Annotated in this window: 21 protein-coding genes; 16 read left to right on the forward strand and 5 right to left on the reverse strand. The window is 59.9% G+C overall.

Features of this window, described 5'->3' with window-relative positions; translation table 11 throughout:
- Positions 1–508: 508 nt before the first annotated feature.
- Both parA and KHO23_RS13230 read left to right on the forward strand, forming a co-directional pair.
- Positions 509–1,171 (forward strand): ParA family partition ATPase, encoded by a 663-nt coding sequence (gene parA / locus KHO23_RS13225; protein ID WP_028195981.1) that lies wholly within the window; start codon positions 509–511, stop codon positions 1,169–1,171.
- Between the two features lie 24 nt (positions 1,172–1,195).
- Positions 1,196–2,239 (forward strand): ParB/RepB/Spo0J family partition protein, encoded by a 1,044-nt coding sequence (locus tag KHO23_RS13230; protein WP_211611689.1) that lies wholly within the window; start codon positions 1,196–1,198, stop codon positions 2,237–2,239.
- Between the two features lie 69 nt (positions 2,240–2,308).
- Here the strand turns inward: KHO23_RS13230 and KHO23_RS13235 are convergent, their stop codons facing one another.
- Positions 2,309–3,658, reverse strand: a complete 1,350-nt coding sequence (locus KHO23_RS13235; RefSeq protein ID WP_211611690.1) for a replication initiation protein — start codon at positions 3,656–3,658, stop codon at positions 2,309–2,311.
- A gap of 565 nt (positions 3,659–4,223) precedes the next feature.
- Here KHO23_RS13235 and KHO23_RS13240 point away from each other — a divergent pair.
- Complete coding sequence (locus KHO23_RS13240; RefSeq protein WP_211611691.1) at positions 4,224–4,448, forward strand: hypothetical protein; 225 nt, start codon at positions 4,224–4,226, stop codon at positions 4,446–4,448.
- A gap of 1,158 nt (positions 4,449–5,606) precedes the next feature.
- Entirely contained in the window at positions 5,607–6,812 is a 1,206-nt protein-coding gene (locus KHO23_RS13245) for a DNA-binding protein (protein WP_211611692.1), read from the forward strand.
- An 87-nt stretch (positions 6,813–6,899) separates the two neighbouring features.
- Here the strand turns inward: KHO23_RS13245 and KHO23_RS13250 are convergent, their stop codons facing one another.
- From KHO23_RS13250 to KHO23_RS13260, 3 genes are all read right to left on the reverse strand, one after another.
- Positions 6,900–7,967 (reverse strand): tyrosine-type recombinase/integrase, encoded by a 1,068-nt coding sequence (locus tag KHO23_RS13250; RefSeq protein WP_211611693.1) that lies wholly within the window; start codon positions 7,965–7,967, stop codon positions 6,900–6,902.
- 63 nt (positions 7,968–8,030) lie between these two features.
- Positions 8,031–8,429 (reverse strand): DUF2471 family protein, encoded by a 399-nt coding sequence (locus KHO23_RS13255; protein ID WP_211611694.1) that lies wholly within the window; start codon positions 8,427–8,429, stop codon positions 8,031–8,033.
- Positions 8,430–8,544: 115 nt separating this feature from the next.
- Positions 8,545–9,171, reverse strand: a complete 627-nt coding sequence (locus tag KHO23_RS13260) for a helix-turn-helix domain-containing protein (protein WP_211611695.1) — start codon at positions 9,169–9,171, stop codon at positions 8,545–8,547.
- 164 nt (positions 9,172–9,335) lie between these two features.
- Between KHO23_RS13260 and KHO23_RS13265 the strand changes: the two genes are divergently transcribed.
- Together KHO23_RS13265 and tdh are read left to right on the forward strand one after the other, a co-directional pair.
- A complete protein-coding gene (locus KHO23_RS13265) occupies positions 9,336–10,535 on the forward strand; it encodes a glycine C-acetyltransferase (RefSeq protein ID WP_211611696.1) in 1,200 nt (399 codons plus the stop codon).
- Between the two features lie 13 nt (positions 10,536–10,548).
- Positions 10,549–11,580, forward strand: coding sequence for an L-threonine 3-dehydrogenase (gene tdh, locus KHO23_RS13270; protein ID WP_012428787.1), 1,032 nt, complete (start codon positions 10,549–10,551; stop codon positions 11,578–11,580).
- 86 nt (positions 11,581–11,666) lie between these two features.
- Here the strand turns inward: tdh and KHO23_RS13275 are convergent, their stop codons facing one another.
- Positions 11,667–12,320 (reverse strand): YceI family protein, encoded by a 654-nt coding sequence (locus tag KHO23_RS13275; protein ID WP_211611697.1) that lies wholly within the window; start codon positions 12,318–12,320, stop codon positions 11,667–11,669.
- A 117-nt stretch (positions 12,321–12,437) separates the two neighbouring features.
- On the opposite strand from KHO23_RS13275, the gene KHO23_RS13280 reads away from it, so the two are divergent.
- The 10 genes from KHO23_RS13280 to KHO23_RS13325 all read left to right on the forward strand — a co-directional run bounded on the left by KHO23_RS13280 (position 12,438) and on the right by KHO23_RS13325 (position 21,767).
- Positions 12,438–13,139: a TetR/AcrR family transcriptional regulator gene (locus tag KHO23_RS13280; RefSeq protein ID WP_211611698.1), complete on the forward strand. Its 702-nt coding sequence runs from the start codon at positions 12,438–12,440 to the stop codon at positions 13,137–13,139.
- Positions 13,140–13,152: 13 nt separating this feature from the next.
- Positions 13,153–13,632: a nuclear transport factor 2 family protein gene (locus KHO23_RS13285; protein WP_169486285.1), complete on the forward strand. Its 480-nt coding sequence runs from the start codon at positions 13,153–13,155 to the stop codon at positions 13,630–13,632.
- 223 nt (positions 13,633–13,855) lie between these two features.
- Complete coding sequence (locus tag KHO23_RS13290; protein ID WP_211611699.1) at positions 13,856–14,374, forward strand: hypothetical protein; 519 nt, start codon at positions 13,856–13,858, stop codon at positions 14,372–14,374.
- A 375-nt stretch (positions 14,375–14,749) separates the two neighbouring features.
- Positions 14,750–15,001, forward strand: a complete 252-nt coding sequence (locus KHO23_RS13295; protein WP_211611700.1) for a hypothetical protein — start codon at positions 14,750–14,752, stop codon at positions 14,999–15,001.
- A gap of 655 nt (positions 15,002–15,656) precedes the next feature.
- On the forward strand, positions 15,657–16,352 hold the full coding sequence (locus tag KHO23_RS13300) for a DNA alkylation repair protein (protein WP_211611701.1): 696 nt from the start codon (positions 15,657–15,659) through the stop codon (positions 16,350–16,352).
- A gap of 287 nt (positions 16,353–16,639) precedes the next feature.
- Positions 16,640–19,030 (forward strand): HAMP domain-containing protein, encoded by a 2,391-nt coding sequence (locus tag KHO23_RS13305; RefSeq protein WP_211611702.1) that lies wholly within the window; start codon positions 16,640–16,642, stop codon positions 19,028–19,030.
- A gap of 55 nt (positions 19,031–19,085) precedes the next feature.
- A complete protein-coding gene (locus KHO23_RS13310; protein ID WP_236066832.1) occupies positions 19,086–19,829 on the forward strand; it encodes a methyl-accepting chemotaxis protein in 744 nt (247 codons plus the stop codon).
- Complete coding sequence (locus tag KHO23_RS13315) at positions 19,826–20,365, forward strand: hypothetical protein (RefSeq protein WP_211611703.1); 540 nt, start codon at positions 19,826–19,828, stop codon at positions 20,363–20,365. The genes KHO23_RS13310 and KHO23_RS13315 overlap by 4 nt, the downstream gene beginning before the upstream one ends.
- 44 nt (positions 20,366–20,409) lie before the next feature.
- Complete coding sequence (locus tag KHO23_RS13320) at positions 20,410–21,381, forward strand: chemotaxis protein CheX (RefSeq protein WP_211611704.1); 972 nt, start codon at positions 20,410–20,412, stop codon at positions 21,379–21,381.
- A 20-nt stretch (positions 21,382–21,401) separates the two neighbouring features.
- Entirely contained in the window at positions 21,402–21,767 is a 366-nt protein-coding gene (locus tag KHO23_RS13325; protein ID WP_211611705.1) for a response regulator, read from the forward strand.
- Positions 21,768–21,825: the final 58 nt, after the last annotated feature.

A 21,825-nucleotide genomic window follows, 5' to 3' on the forward strand; every position in this document is an offset into this window, starting at 1 on the left:
ATCCGGGACTGGAAAGCAGCCCTGAACCGCTTCACCATCCAGTTCGAAGAACGGCTCGTGCCGGGTTAAACACAAACCCGTTTACACAAAATTCGGGACACCCCCGAGTGGTCCGCAAATGCCCCTCCCCGCCAATAGGCCCGCCATGCGAAAAGCTGTGCGAGGTAACGTGGCCCGATTACGCGGAGGGGAGCCGCGTCGAGTCCGGAATGACAAACGCTCCCACCCATCTCCAACGGCGCACCCACATCGCGTCGATTCGCGCAGCCGCCTCAACCCCTTCACCGCCTTCGCCCACCCACAGCATCTGATATCTCCCAAACGCCACCACCGTGTACGCGCTGATAGCGCCTCACAGCCACAACGCTGTCGCTCGTCGTGCCTACATCCCCTTTATGCGCATAAACCTATCTCGAACGGCTAATTCTTCTCGCGTTTACACAAAAACGATTGAAATGCGAATTCATCCAGGTAAAATCCATCTGCGTCTAAAAAGAGGAGGTGAAGATTGGCAGCAGAAATCATCGCGGTAACTCAGCAAAAGGGTGGGGTCGGGAAGAGCACAATCGCGATGCACCTCGGCGCTGCGTTTCATGAGAAAGGCAAGCGCGTCCTCGTCGTAGACGCAGATGGTCAAAACACACTGATCCATTGGGCCAGTGCATCATCAGACGGCGAAACCGGCATCCCCTTTCCGGTCGTCAACCTCTCCGAGGCCGGCAGCCAGATCCATCGCGAGATCAAGAAGTTCGTGGCGGACTACGACATCATCGTCGTCGACTGCCCCCCCTCCATCACCGAGAAAGTGTCCGGCGTCGTGTTACTCGCGGCGAGCGTCGCGATTATGCCGACGTCGTCGTCACCCGCCGATTATTGGTCGAGCGTTGGATTGGTGAAGCTCGTCCAGCAAGCTCAGGTCATGAACGAGGACCTGCGCGCAGTCTTCCTACTGAATAAGACCGAAGAGAAACGGATGCTGACGCGCGAACTGAAGCGCGCGTTGGAAGAACTCGGTTTCCCACTGCTCAAGACCCAAATCCCAACGCGTGAAGCCTATAAGCAGGCAATGGCGTTAGGGCAGACAGTGCTTCAGATGAACGATCGCGGCGCCAAGCTCGCCGCCATCGAAGTACGGGCGTGCGCCAACGAGATCGCAGCCCTGCTCCCCTGAATTTATGCGCATAAAGGACCCTGAATGAAACCCTCCCAATTCGCCAAAGGCTTTCAAGCACGTCCTGATACGACCAGCAGCGAAAAGCGAACTGCCCTCGACCGCCTGAATGCGATCGACGGTATGGTCAAGACCGGCGAAGTACCGAGCCGCACTATCCAGCCAGTCATGTCGCAAGACGTCGCGGAAGTCGACGCTGCCGATATCGCCAACGAGTCGGCGGACTACCGCGCGTGGCGGATCGAACACGCTTACCGTCCGGGCCAGGTCATCGAGCTTGCGCTCAAAACGATCAAACCGAGCCCGTTCAATCCACGCCATTTCTATTTGAAGTCGTCGATTGCCGAGCTTGCCGTCAATCTGGCGAAGCAAGGACAGCAGCAGGCGATTCACGTCATTCCCGACTACGACAATCCCGGCTCCTACTTCGTCAGCGACGGCGGCCGGCGCGTACGGGCGCTGAAAGAAGCGAACAAGGAATCGGTGAAGGCGATCGTTATCGATCTGCCAATCGGTATCCAAAGCTACAAGCTCGGCTACGACCTGAACGTTCAGCGCGATTCACAGACAGTGTTCGACAACGCGGTTGTCTGGAAACGCTTTCTCGACGATCGGCATTTCCAGAGCCAGAAGGAGCTCGCCGAGCACCTTGGATTGGACGAGTCGACCGTCGCGGTCGCCCTGTCGATCGCAAAGCTGCCCGAGGTGGTGATGCATGAGATGGTCGCAAGGCCTGACCGCTTTGGTTCGAACATGGCGTATCAGGTGGGCCGATATCACACGGCCCGCGGTGCCGACGCTACGCTGCGTCTGATCAACAAAATCCTCTCGGACGACCTGAGCACGCGACAAGTCGCAGACATTGTGAAGGGCAGGGCGAGCGCGCAGGAAAGTACCAAGCCGGCGGGTCGGCAGCGCTATGCGCAGCGTCTGGAAATCAAGCTCGGCGGTGTCGCGGTCGGCGATCTGAAGTCGTACGGGGACGACCGGATCGAACTGCGCCTGAAGGGTCTCACGCGTGAAAAGCGTGACGACATTCTTCGTCAGATTGAGAAGATGCTGAAGTAACAGAGGGGAAAGCACCAGCAGGAAAAGATACGGCGGCGCACGAGAGTGCGCCGCCGTTTTTCTTGATGATTACGCCGCGCGCGATTGACTCAGCGTGAAGGCGAGCAGGTCGCCATCGGTGGGTTCGCCCCACGTTTTGCGAGCAAGCCAATCGAAGAACGCCGTCTCGACGATCTTCGAGTCCAGCCCACGACGGCGCCAATCGTCCCGCATATGCGTGCCGAGATCCGGCAACTCGTCTTCCTCGAACGATTTCCGCGCAATCTCCCGCTCGGACTCACCTTGTTCGTCGTAAAGCTCCCTCGCTTCCTTGCGGCGAACCGCCGAATATTCGCCAAGCAGACGCGCTTTCAGATCGTCCGCCGGTGCGGCCACTGCGGCTTTGCCACCGCTTCCGGACGGCAGCGCCTCGAGGGGCGGCGCATAGCCCTTCTTCAACGCGTCCTTGAACAGAGCCGGTGCGCTGCGCACCGCGGGCAAGGACGTGCTGCGCATGCGCTGCTCGGTCATTTGCAAAGCCGCGCGAATCCGGTTTTCTTCGCTATCGGCATACAGTGTTTGTGCTTCTTTCAGCGGAATGCCGATCTTCACCATCCGGTCGACCAAGGTGCTGTCGAACACATTCGGGTGTTCGTCGAGTGCAAGCATGGGCTGCTTGCGCTCGGTCACGCGGAACTGGATCTCCGCGACTCGCCGCCCTTCCCGGTGCTCGATCAATTCGACAAAGATGTTGGTGACTGCATTCACCTCGGCGATGGCCGGGCGCAGGTAGTCGCGCTTGAAGTACTTGTACTCGCGCTTCGCCTCGTCGCCCGCTTCGGTGTCGGGCGTGCCGGAGAGGATAGGGCGCCACCATTCCCATGATTCGCGCATCGTCAGATGGCTCGGGTTGGTCAGATAGCGAACGCAAATCTCGTAGAGGGCGAGACCCGCGCTACTACGTAGCTGGCTCTGGAACTGCAGACTCAGCCGCGCATACTGAACCGGATCGAGCAGCTTCTTCTTGATCTTCGGTGCGAACGAAAACTCCACCCAGACGCGGCGAGTGGTGGGGTCTTCGAGAATTTCCGCGTCGGCAATCAGCGTGGAGATACCCCATTTCCGGCCCGGCTTCTGGCTGGACGTGCCGGTACTCCATTCGACCTGCACCGACACCATCCGTCGCAGGTGCTCCTTCACGAGCGCCGTGTCGTTCGAATCGAATGCCGAATTGGCGACGATGTCGGACAGCAAGGCCCGATAGGTGTCGCCAGACTCGTCAGCTTGTTGAGCGACAGCAAGGAGAACGTTGAATAGCTTGCGGGTGAGGAGCGTGATCTTGCCGCTCTTGGGCTGGATCGCAATCGCCTCGACGGCCTTGCGCAATTCGGCCGAGCTCGGGCTGACTACATCTGTCTTCTTCGCGCGCTTAGTGGCCATGCGTCTGGTCGAGGAGGGATTTGGCGAGAGCATACCGGCTGTGGTGATACGCGTCTATAGCATGGGTCTCACCGTTCCCGGTGAAGTGAGTTTACGAGGCGCAACTCACCTCGAGCAGCTCCCGAAAACCCTCACCTCACCCGTTTCGCGCCAGGTTCAGGGCATCCTTACAGGTCGCGGCCTCCCGAAATGCCGAGCGAATTTCGACCTGCCGCGAACGGCGGCTATTCAATCCCGAATCTTCTCACCTCAAAAAATTCTCGCGAATTTTGGCTACGCGCACCTTGCGAGCGGGGTGCACTCGCGCTAGCTCAGTGGTGCGGACGCGCGTCGGCTCATTTCAGCGGAGAGGGGAGGGGAAAGTCCCGGCAAACACGCCCAGCCTCGGCCCAAGCAGGCGCCGCAACGAAGCTCGTCGGCATACCTGCCCGTCGATCACGGCATCGTCCGGCCTTCGCCGCGCTGATGCGCACGGCAATCGCCACATGGCTTTCCGGGTAAACGGCTGCCGGCTATGGCAGACAGACACCCCAGTGACGCAAGCGTGAGATCAGAGTCAGGACAAATGCCCCCGAAAAAGCTCACCTTTGCGCTGGTCGAGCGCTCGGAACGACGCGGCCTCCAGACCTGGAGGTCTGAAAAAACACCGATAAATACTCCCGAAAAACCTCACCATTGCATCGAAGAGGGGCCTGCGCGCGTCATGGAAAAGCTCCCCCGAAAAACCTCACCTTTGCGCAGCGCACAAAAATTATTCAATGATTTCATCGGGTTACAGCAGCGTCGTTAGCCAAGCTATGCGTACACACTCCCGTATATCCTCACCTTTAGCAGCTTTTCGGCGAAATCTGACATCTCCGACCGCAACGCGAAGGGCCCCGAAAAACCTCACCTTAAGAATTCAGGAGCCACAAAATCGGAACTGCTCTGACAGCGTCCGTAGGGCCTTTCCGGCCCATTACGACGATTTTGGTCCTGTATTTCCTCACCTTCGTGATCGCGAGCGTCCCAAAAGACTCCCGAAAAACCTCACCTCAAGCTAAAAACAGCCCATTTGACGAGCCGGCGATCGCCTCGATCCACGTCTCCCGAATTCCCTCACCTTTCCTCACGGGTGAGCAAGGATTCGATTGACGCAGCCGAGAGAATTTCGGTTGAAATCCCGTCCCGCTCCCGCAAACGCTCACCTTAAGCCCCCGAATGCACAAAATTGAGGCAAAAACGGCACCTCGGCCCCGGAAAGTCTCACCTTCGGTTCGCGTTTTCTCCCGTCTTGACTCACCCATGGGGTTAACGAGGCCCAAATAAGGTCAAAAATTGGCGTCCAAGCCAGTCCCGAAAGCGCTCACCTTCAGGGTTAGCGCACTCAGAACCGACTTTCGAGTGCTGCCGGGCGATCTGGCACGCTCAGGTCCCGCAAAATCTCACCTTTAGCCAAACCGCACTTTGGGGGTGGCTCCTGAACCCGCTCACGTTCTGTCCCGGACCTGCTCACCGAGGCCCCCGAACCTCATCACCCAACACTCCCGCAAGACCTCACCACCACTCCCGTAAAGCTTCACCTAACCGGGCTGAAACGCCTGTCTGGTAAGGGTTTGCCGTGGCGTTAACGTTTTTAACATGGGTTCAAAGGTGTTTACTTTTATTACTCTCTAGAATTTCCCCGCGTGTCCTTCGGACAAAACCTCTTCACCCCTTCAGCCATCATGAAGTTCTCGTGAAACAGTGCGCGATCAGGAAGAAACCCATGAAAACGCTTTATTTACAAAGGCTTATTGGCTAATCTTCGTTTTGTTTCACGGAAAAACACTGCTTGCCCCAATCTCTTGACCTACCCGCACCTCTAAACCACGCCAACTAGCCAAATGGCACGCACCACAAACAAATACGTAGCAAACAATACGTAAATTGTTATGATTCATCCAATACGCGCAACATCGAGGTATACATGAATCTGGATCAGGAACGGCAAGCTATCCGCAACGAGCTCGAATCGTTGAGAGCCAGCGGGGCACGGCGGCAGGAACTATCACTGCATGCCTGCAAGCGACTCTTTTTCGACTTGGGGATTCGTCCATCCATGGCGGCCGTTCGCGACCTGACCCAAACTGGCAGCGCAAGCGATATTCCGAAGGACATCGACCACTTCTGGGAACGCATCAGAACGGTGTCGCGCGTAAAAGTCGGCGCCGGCGCCATCCCGAAAGGACTGGAAGAGCGCGCCGGAGAACTGTTGGGCGCGCTCTTTGAAGAAGCCGTCGTCCATGCTCGCTTAACGCTTGACAGCGAACGCGAGGAAATTCGGACCCAAGTCACCGCAGCCGACCAACGCGCGCGGGAAGCAGAAATTCGCCGCGACGTGTCGGAAGAGGCGATCAAGCGCAGCGAACTGAGAGCGGAAGCCGCGTGGGAACGCGTTCGCGTTCTCGAGACCGAGCTATCCAGCACCACGACACATGGGACCGCTCACCAGGAAGGCTTGCAAGCAACGGTGCGACGGCTCGACGGCGAAAATGAAGCGCTGCGTCACCGTCTTGAGACCGAACAGGCGACCAACGCGTCGCTTCGCGACCGGATCGATGCACTACATGTGGAATTGCGCCAAAGCACTGAACACTATGCGCAGCAGATCAAGGACGCCGTGGCCGAAGCCGAGCGGCGTGTGAAGCCGATGCTGGTCGAGCTCGATTCATTACGCAGCATGGCGGCCACCTATCAATCGGGGGTGCGTGATGCGAGCCGCAAGGAATTCGAGTTTATTCAGCAGATCGCCGCAGCCAAGGCGCGCGGCGACCGGCTCGACGCGCAACTGCGCGAGCAATCGGACGAAGTGGATGCTTTGACGAAAGAAGTCGCCATGCTTCGGAGCCAACAGGGCATCGACCCGGCAATCGCGGGCCTGCTGTGTTCGCTGGTCGAAGCAGGCAGGCTCACGGCCGACGAGCTGACAACGATCGGTACAGCAGCGGACGGCCAGGTGAAACTGCCGCTGCACTGTCCGAAATGTGAGGAAGGTGAGCCCGAGCTATCGCAAGTGGATCACCGCTTCGAACTACAGTGCCCTGAGTGCGATTACTCGTCAGGCCCCGGTGAATCAAGGCTGGAGGCGGTCAGCCGGTTTTTGTCGCGTGCTTCGAGCGCCGCGTCGGCATGACCGCTCCGCGTGGGCGTCATAGCAGCAAAATCGCCAAAGGTGAGAAAATTCAGGACCCCAAGGGTGAGCGTTTTCAGGATTCTCTGTTCACCCTTTCCTCGTCAAACGCCCGTCGCGTCTAGGTGTGGGCAACGGAGGCGCGGCCGGATCCGGTTCATCGACAACCGGCGAATCCTGCTGATCCATCCATCTTTGCCACGCCCGATACAAACGGTTGGCGGACACCGCTTGTACAAATCCCAACCATTGCCCGACCAGTTCCGCCTCAACTCCGCTCTCAAACAGGTCCGCCGCAAAAGTGTTGCGCAAGGTTTGCGGACTGGCGCGTGAGGCGCGCGACGCGGCAATTCCAGCCGCGTCGATCAACGCGTCGACCGCGCGCAGCATGGTCGCCTTGTGCATGGGGCGCCCTGAAGGCGAAGCGGGAAAAACCAGATTGCCGGCCAGTTCGGAGAGGCGCCGTTCGGCAAGCCATGCGTCGAGAATGGCAGCAGCAAAGGGGGCGAGCCGGGTTCGCCGCGTGAGCATTGGATTCGCGGACTCGATCGTGACCCAGGGTGAGCCGACATTCACGCAACTAACCGTAAGTGCAGCGGCCTCGCCCGTTTTGAGTCCACCGCCGAGAAACACCGCAATCAATGCACGATCGCGTCGCTCTCGCCAGCGCTGCGCCACGGACAAGGCCGGCAAAGGCGAAAACAGTTGCGTGATGAGCGCGGCGCGTTCGGCATGGTTGAGAAAACCGGTCGGCTCGTTATCGCGCGCGTTTCGCCACGCTGCTTCGCCATCCTGAGCAATGAAGCGTGCGGGATTGGTCGATGCGGATTCGATTTCACGCACATGATCCAGCACTCGCTCAATGAGACGCAAATACCTGACGCGCTGCGGTTTTCTGATCTCAAGCCCACCCACGAATTCAGCAATGGCTTGCGTATCGACCAGAACCAGACTCTTTTGGCGAACCGCAAGCCAGTCGAGGAAAAGCCCCCACTGCGCTTGATAGACTTCAGCGGACGAGCGCCTGAAATGCTGCTTGGCAAGCCAGGCGTCGAAAGCGATTTGCGGATCGCGGCGCCAGTCTTCGCGTTCCCGATCGAAGAGATCGGTTGACGGCGCAGGGCGCGGGACCGGGTCGGACAGATGAGGAGGTGACATACGCATTCTTTCCGTTAGTTGCGCATATTGTAGGCGGCAACCGATGGAAGTACAGCGCTTAAGTCAGTCGCCCCATGCCCGTGCGTGCTTGAGCGGCGCAGCTTTGGACGCAGGTTGCGCGGCGCGGCGTGCCGCTTCTTCATAGGCCGAGACGGCAAACGCGAACACTGCCGGCAGCGCGGTGGAGGTGCCGAAGTCCACGGACTCGTCCGTTTCCGGATAAGGCAGCCCGGACGGCCGTTGGAACAGGCCGAGCATGATCGCGTCGTGCCGGCTGGCAAACCCGAGATCCGCTAGCGCTTCGGCTTCGATTGCATGGAGCAGGCGCCACGAGAGCGGCACCTGCTGGACGATGTAGCGCGCGGCGATGTTGCGCACGATGTGTTCAAGATCGCGCGCCGCGGTTTGATAGCGCAACGCGGCCAGAGCATGCTCGGCTTGGTCGGTGGTCAGGTCGTTCATTATCGGCTCCAGTCGATACCCTGTACTGTACAAATATACAGTGTCCTGCGCAACCTCAGCCGAGCGGACAATCCAGCCCGATTTCGCCAACAACCCGCAAAGGTGCGCCCGCCCCTCAGCCGTGAATCACCACCAGCAGCGCTTTCGCCTCGCCCTTTCCCGCATTGCGGATTGCGTGCGGCTCGTCGGCAACGTAGCGTGCGGTGTCCGCGGCCTTGAGCCGCTTCGTCGCGCCCGCTGCCTCGATGTCGACCGATCCCTGCAACACAGTCAGATGCTCACGCGTGCCGGGTTCGTGCGCGTTCGACACCAGCGCCCCGCCCGGCTGCAGCGTCAATTCGTACCACTCGAACTTGCCGGCCAACTCGATCGGCCCCCAGACACGTAATTGATACTTGGCCTCGTGTCCGCTCAAAGTCGGGATGTCGTGCGGACCGGAGACGGCGATCGCTTCAGGCGCCTTCTGCGGCGCGAATAGTGAATCGAGACTGACGCCGAGCGCGTTCGTCAGACGCCAGGCGACCGCGATCGTCGGATTGGCCTTGTCGCGTTCGATTTCCGAGAGCATCGATTTCGATACGCCGGCCGCGCGCGACAGGTCGTCGAGCGTCATGCGCCGTTCGGCGCGCAGACGCTGAATCTGCTCGCCGACACGGGGCGGCGCCGCGATCGCCGCGACCGCGCCCGCGCCTGAAGAAGGTGCCGCGCTGGCTGCTGCACGGCGGATTCCCGAACTTGCCATTTACTGACCTATCGTTTAGAGTTGTTCGACATACCGGATTTTAGTTCGGAAAAACGAAAATATCCGATAAAACTGACAGCCGACTATAACAGCCCGCCTTGACGTCGAAAATGCCGCAGATGCCGGACATGTCGGGGCGCATCACCCATTCAGGAGTCTGGTTCATGCGTGACCTTTACCTCGCCCATCTGCGCGGCACTCTCGAGCAGATTCGCGCCGACGGTTTTTACAAGAACGAGCGCGTAATCGCCAGCCCGCAATCGGCTGACGTACGTCTCGCGAACGGCACGGAAGTGCTGAACTTCTGCGCAAACAACTATCTCGGCCTGGCCAACGACGCGCGCCTGATCGAGGCCGCAAAGCTTGGTCTGGACAACGACGGCTTTGGCATGGCGTCGGTGCGATTCATTTGCGGCACGCAAACCGTGCACAAAGACCTCGAAAAAGCGCTGGCCGAATTCCTGCAAACCGACGACTGCATTCTCTACTCCAGCTGTTTCGATGCGAACGGCGGTCTGTTCGAAACCCTGCTCGACGAAAACGACGCCATCATCAGCGACGAGTTGAACCACGCGAGCATCATCGACGGTGTACGGCTTTCCAAGGCGAAGCGCTTTCGCTACAAGAACAACGACCTCGCGGATCTCGAGGCCAGGCTGAAAGAAGCCGAAGCCGCCGGCGCGCGCTTCAAGCTGATCGCCACGGACGGCGTGTTTTCGATGGACGGCATCATCGCGAACCTCGCCGGCATTTGCGATCTGGCCGACCGCTACGGCGCACTGGTCATGGTCGACGATTCGCACGCGGTCGGTTTCGTCGGCGAACATGGGCGTGGCACGCCGGAACATTGCGGTGTGCTGTCGCGCGTCGACATCATTACAGGCACGCTCGGCAAAGCACTGGGTGGCGCATCGGGCGGCTACGTCGCCGCGCGACAGGAGGTTGTCGATCTGCTTCGTCAGCGCTCGCGTCCCTATCTGTTCTCCAACACGCTGACGCCGAGCATTGCTGCGGCCTCGCTGAAAGTACTCGAGCTGCTCGCCAGCGACGAAGGGGCGCAACTGCGTGCGCGCGTGCGTGACAACGGTGCGCATTTCCGCCGTGCAATGAGCGCGCTCGGCTTCACGCTCGTGCCTGGCGAACACCCGATCATTCCGGTCATGCTGGGCGACGCGCAACTCGCGTCGAACATGGCCGACGCCTTGCTGAAGGAAGGCGTATACGTGATCGGTTTCTCGTTCCCCGTGGTGCCCAAAGGCCGTGCGCGAATCCGCACGCAAATGAGCGCGGCGCACACGCCGGAACAAATCGATCGAGCCGTCGACGCATTTGCGCGCGTCGGCCGTCAACTCGGCATCATCTGAAGCGGAGGCGCACATGAAAGCATTGGCAAAACTCGAACGCGCACCGGGCCTCACGCTGACGGATGTGAAGAAGCCCGAAGTCGGTCACAACGATGTGATGATCCGTATCACCCGCACCGCGATTTGCGGTACCGATATCCACATCTGGAAATGGGACGACTGGGCGCAAAAGACGATTCCGGTACCGATGCACGTCGGCCACGAATACGTCGGTGAAATTGTCGAAATGGGTCAGGAAGTGCGCGGCTTTGCGATCGGCGATCGCGTGTCGGGCGAAGGGCATATCACCTGCGGCTTCTGTCGCAACTGTCGTGCAGGGCGTCGGCATTTGTGCCGCAATACGGTGGGCGTCGGCGTGAATCGCGAAGGCGCATTCGCCGAATACCTCGTGATCCCCGCGTTCAACGCGTTCAAGATTCCGCCCGAAATCTCCGATGACCTCGCCGCGATCTTCGATCCGTTTGGCAACGCCACGCATACCGCGCTATCGTTCAACCTGGTCGGCGAAGACGTGCTGATCACTGGCGCCGGGCCGATCGGCATCATGGCGGTGGCGATCGCGAAACACGTCGGCGCACGCAATGTGGTGATCACCGACGTCAACGACTATCGGCTCGAACTCGCGCGCAAGATGGGCGCGACACGTGCGGTGAACGTCTCGCGTGAATCGTTGCGCGACGTGATGGCGGATCTGCACATGACCGAAGGTTTCGATGTCGGGCTGGAAATGTCAGGTGTACCAAGCGCTTTCACCAGCATGCTCGAAGCGATGAACCACGGCGGAAAAATTGCGCTGCTCGGCATTCCACCGGCGCAGACCGCGATCGACTGGACCCAGGTGATCTTCAAAGGCCTCGAAATCAAGGGCATTTATGGCCGCGAGATGTTCGAGACCTGGTACAAGATGGTTGCGATGCTGCAAAGCGGTTTGGACCTGTCGCCGATCCTCACCCACCACTTCAAGGTCGACGATTATCAGGAAGCGTTTGCCACGATGCTCTCAGGTGAGAGCGGCAAGGTGATTCTCGACTGGACCGCCGCGTGAATTGAACAAGCTTGAACAAGCTTGAACAAGCGGCGTACTTAGGCGCACCCAGCCGCAGCCGCTGAAATGAAACGCCCGCACCGCGCTCACGCGCCTGCGGGCGTTTTAACGAATTCAGCCTGAACGCGCACATGAATATCGTCTCCGACAGCCGGGTACCACGTCGCCAAACCGAACCTCGCGCGGCTGAAATGCCCGTCCGCCGAAAAGCCGAGCGTGTCTTTCTTCGTCAGCGGATCCGGCGCGAATCCGTTGAAGGTCACATCGAGCGTTACAGGTTGCGTGACGCCATGAATCGTCAGATCGCCGCTCAACGTGCCGCGCGATTCGCCGGTGCGCTCAAAGCGCGTACTGACGAAGCGCACCTCCGGATACCGCGCCACGTCCAGCATGCTCGCGCTCTTCACCATCTTGTCCAGTAGCGGCACGTTCGTGTCGATGCTCGCGGCGTCGATCGTGATCGTCGCGCTACTCTTGTCCAGCCCGCCTTCCGTCCAGTCAAGCTGCCCCTGCTTGCGGTCGAAGCGCATGGTGAAACGCGAATACTTGAAGTGATCGATATCGAAGGTAATGCTGCAGTGGTCCGGGTCGAGATCATAGCGTCCGGCCGGCACGCGCGCTTCGTTCTGGCTGACCGTATGGGTGAGCACTTGCACAGGCGTACAGGCCATCATCGCCGTTAGCAGCGTTGCGCCGAGCAGCGCACGCACAAACGTTGCGCGGAGAGTAGAGCGACTCATGAGATTCGTTCCGGTTGATCGATCGTCGTCACGATAGCAGTAAGCGTACCCGAAGTGCCGACGCGCCTAAGCACACAAAAACTTGACGAAGGAGAATGATCGTTCTACCCTTCGTACATGGCTACTCAAAACCCATTTGAATCTGCTGCGTCCGGCAGCGCGCGTGAAAGGCTGCTCGACGCTGCGGAAGCGTTGATCTACGCCGGCGGCATCCACGCCACAGGTGTCGATGCGATCGTCAAGCAGTCCGGCACCGCGCGCAAAAGCTTTTACACGCATTTCGAATCGAAAGACGCGCTTGTCGCTGCCGCGCTGGAGCGGCGCGACGAACGCTGGATGAACTGGTTTATCGCGGGCACGCTGCAGCATGGCAAGACTGCGCGCAAACACCTGCTCGGCATGTTCGATGTGTTGCGGCAATGGTTTGCGTCGGAGGATTTTCATGGTTGCGCGTTTATGAACGCCGCTGGCGAAATCGCCTCCGCGGAGGATCCGATCCGGATCGTGGCGCGTCAACACAAGGAACGCCTGCTCGCGTTCGTCCGAACCCGGTTCGATGAGTACGCGGCCGAATCGGGCATGGACGCCCGCCGCGCTGCGCGCCTGTCGCGCCAATGGCTGATCCTGCTCGACGGTGCCATCGCCGTGGCGCTGGTGAGCGGCGAGGCCGACGCCGCGCTCGACGCGCGAGCCGCCGCAGAAGCCTTGCTCGATACCGAATCGGCAAGCGAATCGGACCCACTCGCGGGTCAATCAGCGAGCAGGTCCCAAGGCAAAACCCCAACCAAGCGACCGGCGTCCCGGCGCACCGCAACCTGACTGAGGATCCACCATGGCTGACACGATCGAAACCCGCCCGCCGTTACCGCCGTTCACACGGGAAACCGCTATCCAGAAGGTGCGCGCCGCGGAAGACGGCTGGAATACCCGCGACCCCGAGCGCGTGTCGCTCGCCTACACGCCCGACAGCGTCTGGCGCAACCGTGCCGAGTTCACGCATGGTCGCGCGGAGATCGTCGGACTGCTGCGCCGCAAATGGGCAAAGGAACTCGACTACCGCCTGATTAAAGAATTATGGGCATTCACGGATAACCGCATCGCCGTGCGCTTTGCCTACGAATGGCACGACGACTCGAACAACTGGTTCCGTTCGTACGGCAACGAGAATTGGGAGTTCGACGAGCACGGACTGATGGCGCGCCGTCATGCCAGCATCAACGATCTGCCGATCCGCGAGGCCGACCGTCTTTATCATTGGCCGCTCGGCCGCCGTCCTGACGATCATCCGGGTCTGTCCGATCTCGGCCTCTAAACCTTTCCCAGCCATTGAAGGTGGATACTTGCCGGGTGTTCACCGCTCTGCCATCTGTTCTCCGTTATGGTGGCGTCTGTGTCGTGAGGCACGTGCTGTGCCCGCGTGCCTGAGCGTGTCCTCCACATCGCCCGTGCCGGTTGAGGTACAGTGCGCCACGGGCGGCAAGCAGGCGAACCTGGACCCTAGATGACACCGGCACTCGACCGGTGACGGAGAGCACATGCATTTTCGGCAGACCAAGAAGAACATTCGGCGTACCGTCGTGGCGCTCGTCGCGAGCCTGGCCGCGGCGTCCGCTGCGCATGCGGGCAATTGGTGCGAGGGCGGCGTATGGGTCGACGCCATGCTCGGTTCGTACCACATCAACCCCGACCCGAATACGCATTTCGAGCAATTCAATCCCGGCCTTGGCGCCGAATGCTGGCTCAACAATCAATGGGCGTTGACCGCCGGCGGTTTTCGCAATTCGCTGCGGCGGCCCTCGTACTATGGCGGCGGCGTCTGGGCACCGGAGTTCGCGCACTGGGGCATCGTGCGGATCGCGGCGATGGGCGGGATCATCTCGGGCTATAACTACGGCAACTGGGGTCTCGGCCGCAACCACACGATAGGACCGGTGGCCGCGCCGATCGTGATGGTCGAATACAAGCGCGTTGGGGCGAACTTCATTGTGATTCCGCCGATCCCCTCGGACAAACTTCCGTTCACGATCGGGTTTCAGTTGAAGGTGAAGTTTTAAACTGGCGTAATAAGCTCCAGTCCTGGCGTAAAAAAACGCTTGTGAGCGTTTGGATGGCCCGCGGCCCAAATAATCGCTATCGCTCCGGCATTTCACGCCCTATAACAGGTATTTGCAGGGCGATTATTCCGTGCCGAGGGGTTCACGAAACCCGTTGACACTGCCAGTTCGCACGCCTCTTTGCGCCCCGGAACCTCAGTTCGGCGCACTGCTCTCCCTATTTTCATAACTACCTAAGACTTTGGCCTCGGGCAATTCGCCCGCAGGCCCGAAGAGCGTTCGCGCGCCCGAAAATCCCCTCTCTATGCCGACTTCCGGGCATGCGGATAACGATCTGCATCAGTGAAAGACGCACCCTGAATTAAGGAGCTGAAAGTGAAATCACGACTGATGGTGGCTTCTGCTGCCGGATTACTTGTCATGGCGGGATTCGCGCATTCGCAAAGCATGCCGGACCCTCAACAACCTACCCCACAGGAAAATGCAGTGACACAGGCGGCGCCTTCCGACTCGGCGGCGACGCAGGCATACGGCGGCATGCCCGACACGAAAATGCAGAGCGGCTGGAAAAATAAGAAGTCCTGCAGCAACGACCCGCAATGCAATATCTTCTTTGGCGGGAGCTAAAGGCAAACTGAAGTCGCGCGGGACAAAAAACGGCAATCAAAGCGGTCTCACAACGGGAGGCGTGATTGACGTCCGCGCATCCTGCGCGGCTATGCATTCAAAGGTGAGCGATTCCAGGATGGTGAGGAATTCCAGGAGATGGCGTCGCCTCGCTCAATGGTGAGGAATTCCAGGAAATGACGTCACCACGGCCAAAGGTGAGGAATTCCAGGAGACGCTGTTAAATCCACGAAAGGTGAGCTGTTCCAGGGGGCCAGGCATCACATCACGATGGAGGTGAGTCATTCCATGCGCCGAACAGCACCGTGCCAGTAAGCCAGGACGCAATAAGGTGAGGAGTTCCAGGAGACCGCACGCGAAGGTGAGCGAATCCAGGAGGTGAGCAGTTGCCCCATCGAATTCGCACCGGTAGATAGCTTAGGTGAGGATTTCCAGGGAATCCTCATCAGGCCAATCTTGTGACCTTGTATAAGGTGATGGGCGGCGGTTCCGGAGGGAATCTAAGAACCCACAGGTGAGAACATTCGGGAGCGCGTGCGGTGATAATGTTGCTACCTGTCGACGCACTTTCGATTCGAAGGTGAGAAGATTCGGGAGGCCTGCCCGAACGCAGCCGTCTTCGAGTTACCTTCCATTCACCTGGAGTCCGTTCCCAATGACGCCCGACGTCTTCGGCGAAGAAATCAAAGCGGCCCTCGCGCCACACGCCGACGCTCAACGCGCGCTCGCGATGCGCGCCTACATGCGTGACCACTTCGAGTTCATCGGTGTGCCAACGCCGCTGCGGCGGAAATCGGTATTGCCGGTGTTCAAGCGGCTGCCGGTGGAGAATGCCGATCATCTGCTGGCATGCGCGAATGTCTTATGGTCGATGCCGGAGCGCGAATTCCAGTACGTCACGACCGACCTGTTGGCGCGCAAATGGAAAACGCTTGCGGCGGCAGACATCGCGCACTTATTAACGCTCGCTCAGCGGTGCGCCTGGTGGGATTCGATCGATCCGCTGGCGGGTGTCGTCGGCGACGTTCTGAAAGCGGCGCGAGCCCACACGCCGAAGGTGCAGGCCGCGATGGATGCGGCACTCCAGCACGACTCGCTGTGGGTTCGGCGTATTGCCATGATTCACCAACTCGGCTGGCGCGAGCACACCGACGAAGAGCGTCTTTTCGGGTACGCGCGAACGCTCGCCGCGGAAAGCGACTTCTTCATTCGTAAGGCCGTCGGTTGGGCGCTGCGGGATTACGCGTGGCATGCTCCTCACGCGGTGAGCGCTTTTCTTTCCGCTTCGCGGGACATCATGTCGCCGCTGACTTTCCGTGAAGCGTCGAAGCATCTGTCGTCGATCCGCTGACGCGCCTGGCGCAGAACCGTTGCCGCTCAATTTGCGTCGACGCAACGTCGGCTGTTGCAAAAAGGCGACGCGCCACGGGACGCAAAACGACGGCGGTAAACGGCGTCGAAATCAAAAACTTTAGGAGAATATTTAATCTCGTTGGTGTGGCCAAACGCCCTGTAGTCACAGCTTAGTAATATGCGCCGGCAATACTCGGCAGCGCTGCAAGCTTGACCCAAAATTCGCAAAAAACGCGCTGCTCCGATCGAGGGCTGACGCGAAGGCCATACCCTCGGGGGTTTCACATGACTATCCGTCATCGCATCACACTATTGGTTGTCTTGATGTTCGTCGCCTTGTCGGCGATCGGCGGCTACGCCGTGTATCAGACGCGCGGCAGCGCGGCCGAAGTGCGCAAGGTGACCGAAGGCGTCGTCCCCAGCGCGCTGGCTTCCGCCGACCTCGTCTCGCAGGTCAAAGACGTCCAGCTCGCCACGATGACGCTGGTCTACGCGCCGGACGCCAACATGGTCTCCCAGGCGCAAGACGAACTGAAGAAGAAGAAGGCCTCGCTGCAACAGGCTCTCGCGCTGCAGGCCAAAGATGCCGCGAGCCACGCCCAACAGGGCCTCGTCTCCCAGGCCAACGAAAGCCTCGAGAATTACTTCTCGGCAATTGCTGAGACGGCGAAAATGAAAGCAGACGGCAAGAACGAACTCGCACAAGCGTATCTGTTCGCCAACGTCGCCCAGTATCGCGACGAACTCGAAGGTATCGTTGAAACGCTGCGCGTCGAGAAAAACCGCCAGAAAGACGAGGCGATCACCACACTGAATGCCACGCTCGCCACGACCACGACGGCTATCGCCGCCGTCACCGGTATCGCGATCATTCTGCTGACCTTCATCGGCACGCTGCTCTATCGTCAGATCACGCGTCCGCTCAGCCGCATGCAGGCCATGATGAGCGAGATCGCGTCGAGCCAGGATTTCACGCGCCGCGTGCCGGTGGGCCGGTTGGATGAGATCGGCCATTCGATCGTCGCCTTCAACGGCATGATCGAAAAGATCCAGGAAAGCTCGGCGCAACTCAAGCAGAAGACCGCCGACATCCAGGCCATGTTGCAGAACATGCAGCAAGGTATTTTGACGGTGGTCGACGGCGCTGTGATCCACTCGGAGTACTCGGCGTATCTGGAAGACATCTTCGAAACGAAAGACATCGCCGGGCGCGGTCTGATGGACCTGGTGTTCTCGGATACCGATCTCGGCTCGGATGTGCTCTCGCAAGTCGATGCGGCGGCACACGCTTGCCTCGGCGAAGACTGCATCAACTTCGCGTTCAATCAGCACCTGCTGGTCAGCGAAATTTCGAAGCGCATGCCCGATGGCCGCGTGAAGATTCTTGACCTCAGCTGGTCGGCCATCACCGACGAAAACGACGTGATCCTGCGTTTGATGTTGTGCGTGCGCGACGTCACCGAACTGCGCAAGCTCGCGGCAGAAGCCAGCGAACAGCGCCGCCGTCTCGACATGATCGGCGAGATTCTTGCGGTGAGCGAAGAGAAGTTCCATCACTTCATTGAAAGCTCCGCGGGTTTTGTCAGCGAGAACGAGCGCATCATCCGCAAGCATTCGGAAGCGGACCATGCGGCGATCGCCGAACTGTTCCGCAACATGCACACCATCAAGGGCAATGCGCGGACCTATAACCTGGCGCACCTGACTAACGTGGTTCACGAAACCGAGCAGAGCTATGACGAACTGCGCCAGCCGGACGCGGACCGCTCGTGGGATCAGGAACACCTGATGCAGGAGCTGACGCGCGTGCGCGAGGCGATCGAAAGCTACGCCAGGATCAACGAACAGAGCCTCGGCCGCAAAGCCAAAGCCGGCTTGAACAACGCCGGCAATGCGGGCCGCTATGTGATGGTCGAGAAGGACCAGATTCAGCAGACCCTGAGCATGCTGGACAAGACGAACGCAGGCGAACTCCACGAATTGCAGTCGATGCGCGATGCGATGCGCCAAACCCTGCTGGCTCTCGGCAGCGAAAGCGTGCGCGATGCGCTGTCCGGTGTGCTGGACTCGCTGCCTTCGCTCGCGCAGGAACTGGGCAAGCCGGCGCCGATCGTGCGTATCGACGACAACGGCTACCGTCTGCGCGGCCAGGCAGGCGGCACGCTGGGCAACGTCTTTATGCATCTGCTGCGCAATTCAATGGATCACGGTATTGAAGCCGCCGACGCGCGCAGCGCGCACGGCAAGACACCGGCAGGCACGATCGATATCGAAGTGGGCGTCGACAACCACGCGCTGCAGATCACGCTCAGCGACGACGGCCGCGGCCTCGCGCTCGAACGGATTCGCGGCATTGCCGCCGAGCGCGGCTGGATCGGCAGCGACGAACAATTGAGCGACGAAACCATCGCCGAATTCATTTTCCGGCCGGGCTTCTCAACCGCTGCAACGGTCACGGAAGTGTCGGGCCGCGGCGTGGGCATGGACGCCGTACGCGACTTCCTCAAGCGCGAGAACGGCCGCATCGAACTGCGCTTCACCGACGATCACAAGGGCGCGTCGTTTCGCCAGTTCCAGACGATCGTCTGCCTGCCGGATAGCGTCGCCGTCGATACGCTGGGTGTGGAAGCGCGTGGTGACGCCGGCGAACTGAAACTCGACGCGATGGCGGATTGAACGTTGGACGAACGCTGATTGATGCGTTTCGCGACGGACTTCGGAAGGATAGGTTGTGATTCAACAGTACGAACAGTACGCCTTGGCGGCGGTGGCAGGCAGCGCGGTGACCGCGCTGCTGGCATTTGTCGCGCACAAGTTGCAAAGCACGAGGCTCGCGGCCCGGTTGCGCGCCGAAGCGGATGCCCGGATCGAAGCGCTCTCGGCGGAACACGCGGATCACGGTGAAGCGATCCGCGAACGCGAACAGGCGGTGCAGGAGATGGAAGCGTTGGCCGCACAGTTGCGTGATGAGCTGAGGCAGCAATCGGCCAGCGTCGACGAGTTGCGCGCAACGCTGAAAGCAGCGACCGACGGCAAGGACCAGTGGGCGCATCACGCGCAACAGATCGCTGGCGAAGCCGCGCGTCTGAAGAGCCTCGGCGCGACATTCGAGCGTTGGCACGAGCAGATGATCTCGCTGATGACGCAGAACCACGATATGCACGCGAAGAATCAGGAGCTGTCGTCGATCGTCCGGCATGTGGTGATCGTGTCGCTGAACGCGTCGATCGAGGCCGCGCGCGCGGGTCCGGCGGGACGTGGTTTCGCGGTGGTGGCGAGCGAGGTCCGGGCGCTCGCCGCGCGTTCCGAGGAGTTGTCGAAGAGCTATCGCGACAGCCTGCACCGCAACGACCTGACCACCACCTCCACCTTTCAGGACATTCAGGCGGGCGGCAAGATGATCGCGGCGTCGCTCTCCAGCGTCGAATCGCTCGCCAACCAGTTTCACTCGAAGCTGCACCAGGTGCCGATGTGATCACGGGCAACGCGAAGGACAGCTTCGAACGGATTTTCTGCAAGGCGGCAAAGGCGCGCCTGCCGCTGGATTCCGGCGATACGTGCGAGATTGCCCCGCTCGTCGAAGCCGGCGCGGGCGCAACAAAGGACACTCAGGTGGTCGTGCTGACCATCTCGTCGATCGTCTTCAGACTGCTGCTGATCCTGCACTTCGACGAAAACGACAGCACTCGCGGCTACTACCTGAAAGAGGACGATGAGCGGCCCTTCCAGGAAGCGTTTCTGGAAATCTGCAATCTGTGCTGCGGCGCGATGAATCAGGAGCTGCTGCATTATTTTCCGGACCTCGGCATGTCGACGCCTTATGTGTTGAGCGCGCGTTGCCTCGACCATCTGTTGGAATTGAAGCCTGGTTTGCAGTCGTCGTATTCGATCACGCTTAACGGTTCCGTGCGGCTTGCCGCGACGATATGCGTGTGCGCGAATGCGTCGATCGACTTCGTGGCGGACACGAGCGCGATCGAAGAAACCAGCGGTGAGCTGGAGTTGTTTTGAGTGTTGACCATGACGTCGATAGCCGCAGTGAGCAGGAACCCGAAATGAACATGAACAAACCGGTCAGCAAGGTGCTGGTGCTGGACGACTGCCCGGTGCATAAGGACGCGCTGAAGCGCTTCTGCGACGAGCACAATCTGGTCGGCGTGAAAGTCGGCAAGAACCGCTTGCAGTCGGTGCTGCGCTCGAACATCGATCTGGGCGCCGTTCTGTTCGCTGAAAGCTATGGCGGCTCGGCCGAAGCGAGCGCCGAGATCGCGATCAGGATCAACGCGGTGCGCCCCGAGTTGCCGATCATCATGCGTCGCGATGACGATCCGAGCCTCGACGGGTTACCCGAGAGTTTGCGCCGCGTGGTCTGCGCGGCTTACGTCGCGCACGATATGGCGCCCTTGCGCAAGGTGATCGACGAATACATTTTCAGTCTGGATTATCCCAACGCGTTAGTGCGTGGCATCGCGGACATGACGCAGGCGATTCTCGGCGACATGTTCAAGGACCTGACCATCACGTGCGACACGCCGTATATCGTGCGCGACCGGATTATCTTCGGCGAGGTGTTCAGCCTGATTCCGCTGGAAAGCGCGTGGTGCCGCGGTTACATGATGATGCAGGCCGAAGAAGCGCCGATTCTCGAATTACTCGATCGCTATCGGATGTTCGACAACGAAGAGGATGGCGAAGCAAACTTCCGCGATCTGAATGGCGTGCTCGGCGAAGTGACCAATCTGATCTGGGGTTCGTTCAAGAACCGCTATGTCGGCGATGCGGACGCCTGGTCGCGCAGCCAGGTGCAGGTGCCGCTGCTGGTGAATCACAAGCACAAGTACATCTCGTTCGGCAGCGGCAATCCGCAACTGTGTTTCATGTACTCGCTGACGGACCCGCTGTCGGGCCGTTCGGTCAAGCTGCATCAACGTTTTGTGTTCAGCCTGAGCTGGTCGCCGGAAGACTTCAGGGAAGTCACGGACGATGTCGGCGCGATGGTCGAAGCGGGCGAACTGGATCTGTTCTGAGTGTTGTCATAGGAAAAAACATGTCGAAAATTCTGGTGGTGGATGACTCGAGCACCGTGCGCGACGAAGTGGCCGGTTTTCTGAAGAAGAACGGTCTGGACGTCGACACGGCGGTGGACGGTAAGGACGGCCTCGCCAAACTGAAGGCCAGCCCTGGCATCAAACTGGTGATCAGCGACGTCAACATGCCGAACATGGACGGCCTGACGATGGTCGAGAAGATTCGCGGCGAACTCGCGAACACGGCGGTCAACGTCATCATGCTGACCACCGAGAGCAGCCCGGCGATGAAAGAGCGCGGCAAGGCGGCGGGCGTCAAAGGTTGGATCGTCAAGCCGTTCAAGGGCGATGCGGTGCTGGAAACGTTCCGCAAGCTGGCGAGCTAGACGCTGCACACGCGGCGGAGTTTGGCGAAGGTGAGAACTTTCGGGAGCCACGCGCCAG

The organism is Paraburkholderia haematera (genome assembly GCF_905220975.1).
Lineage (GTDB): Bacteria > Pseudomonadota > Gammaproteobacteria > Burkholderiales > Burkholderiaceae > Paraburkholderia > Paraburkholderia haematera.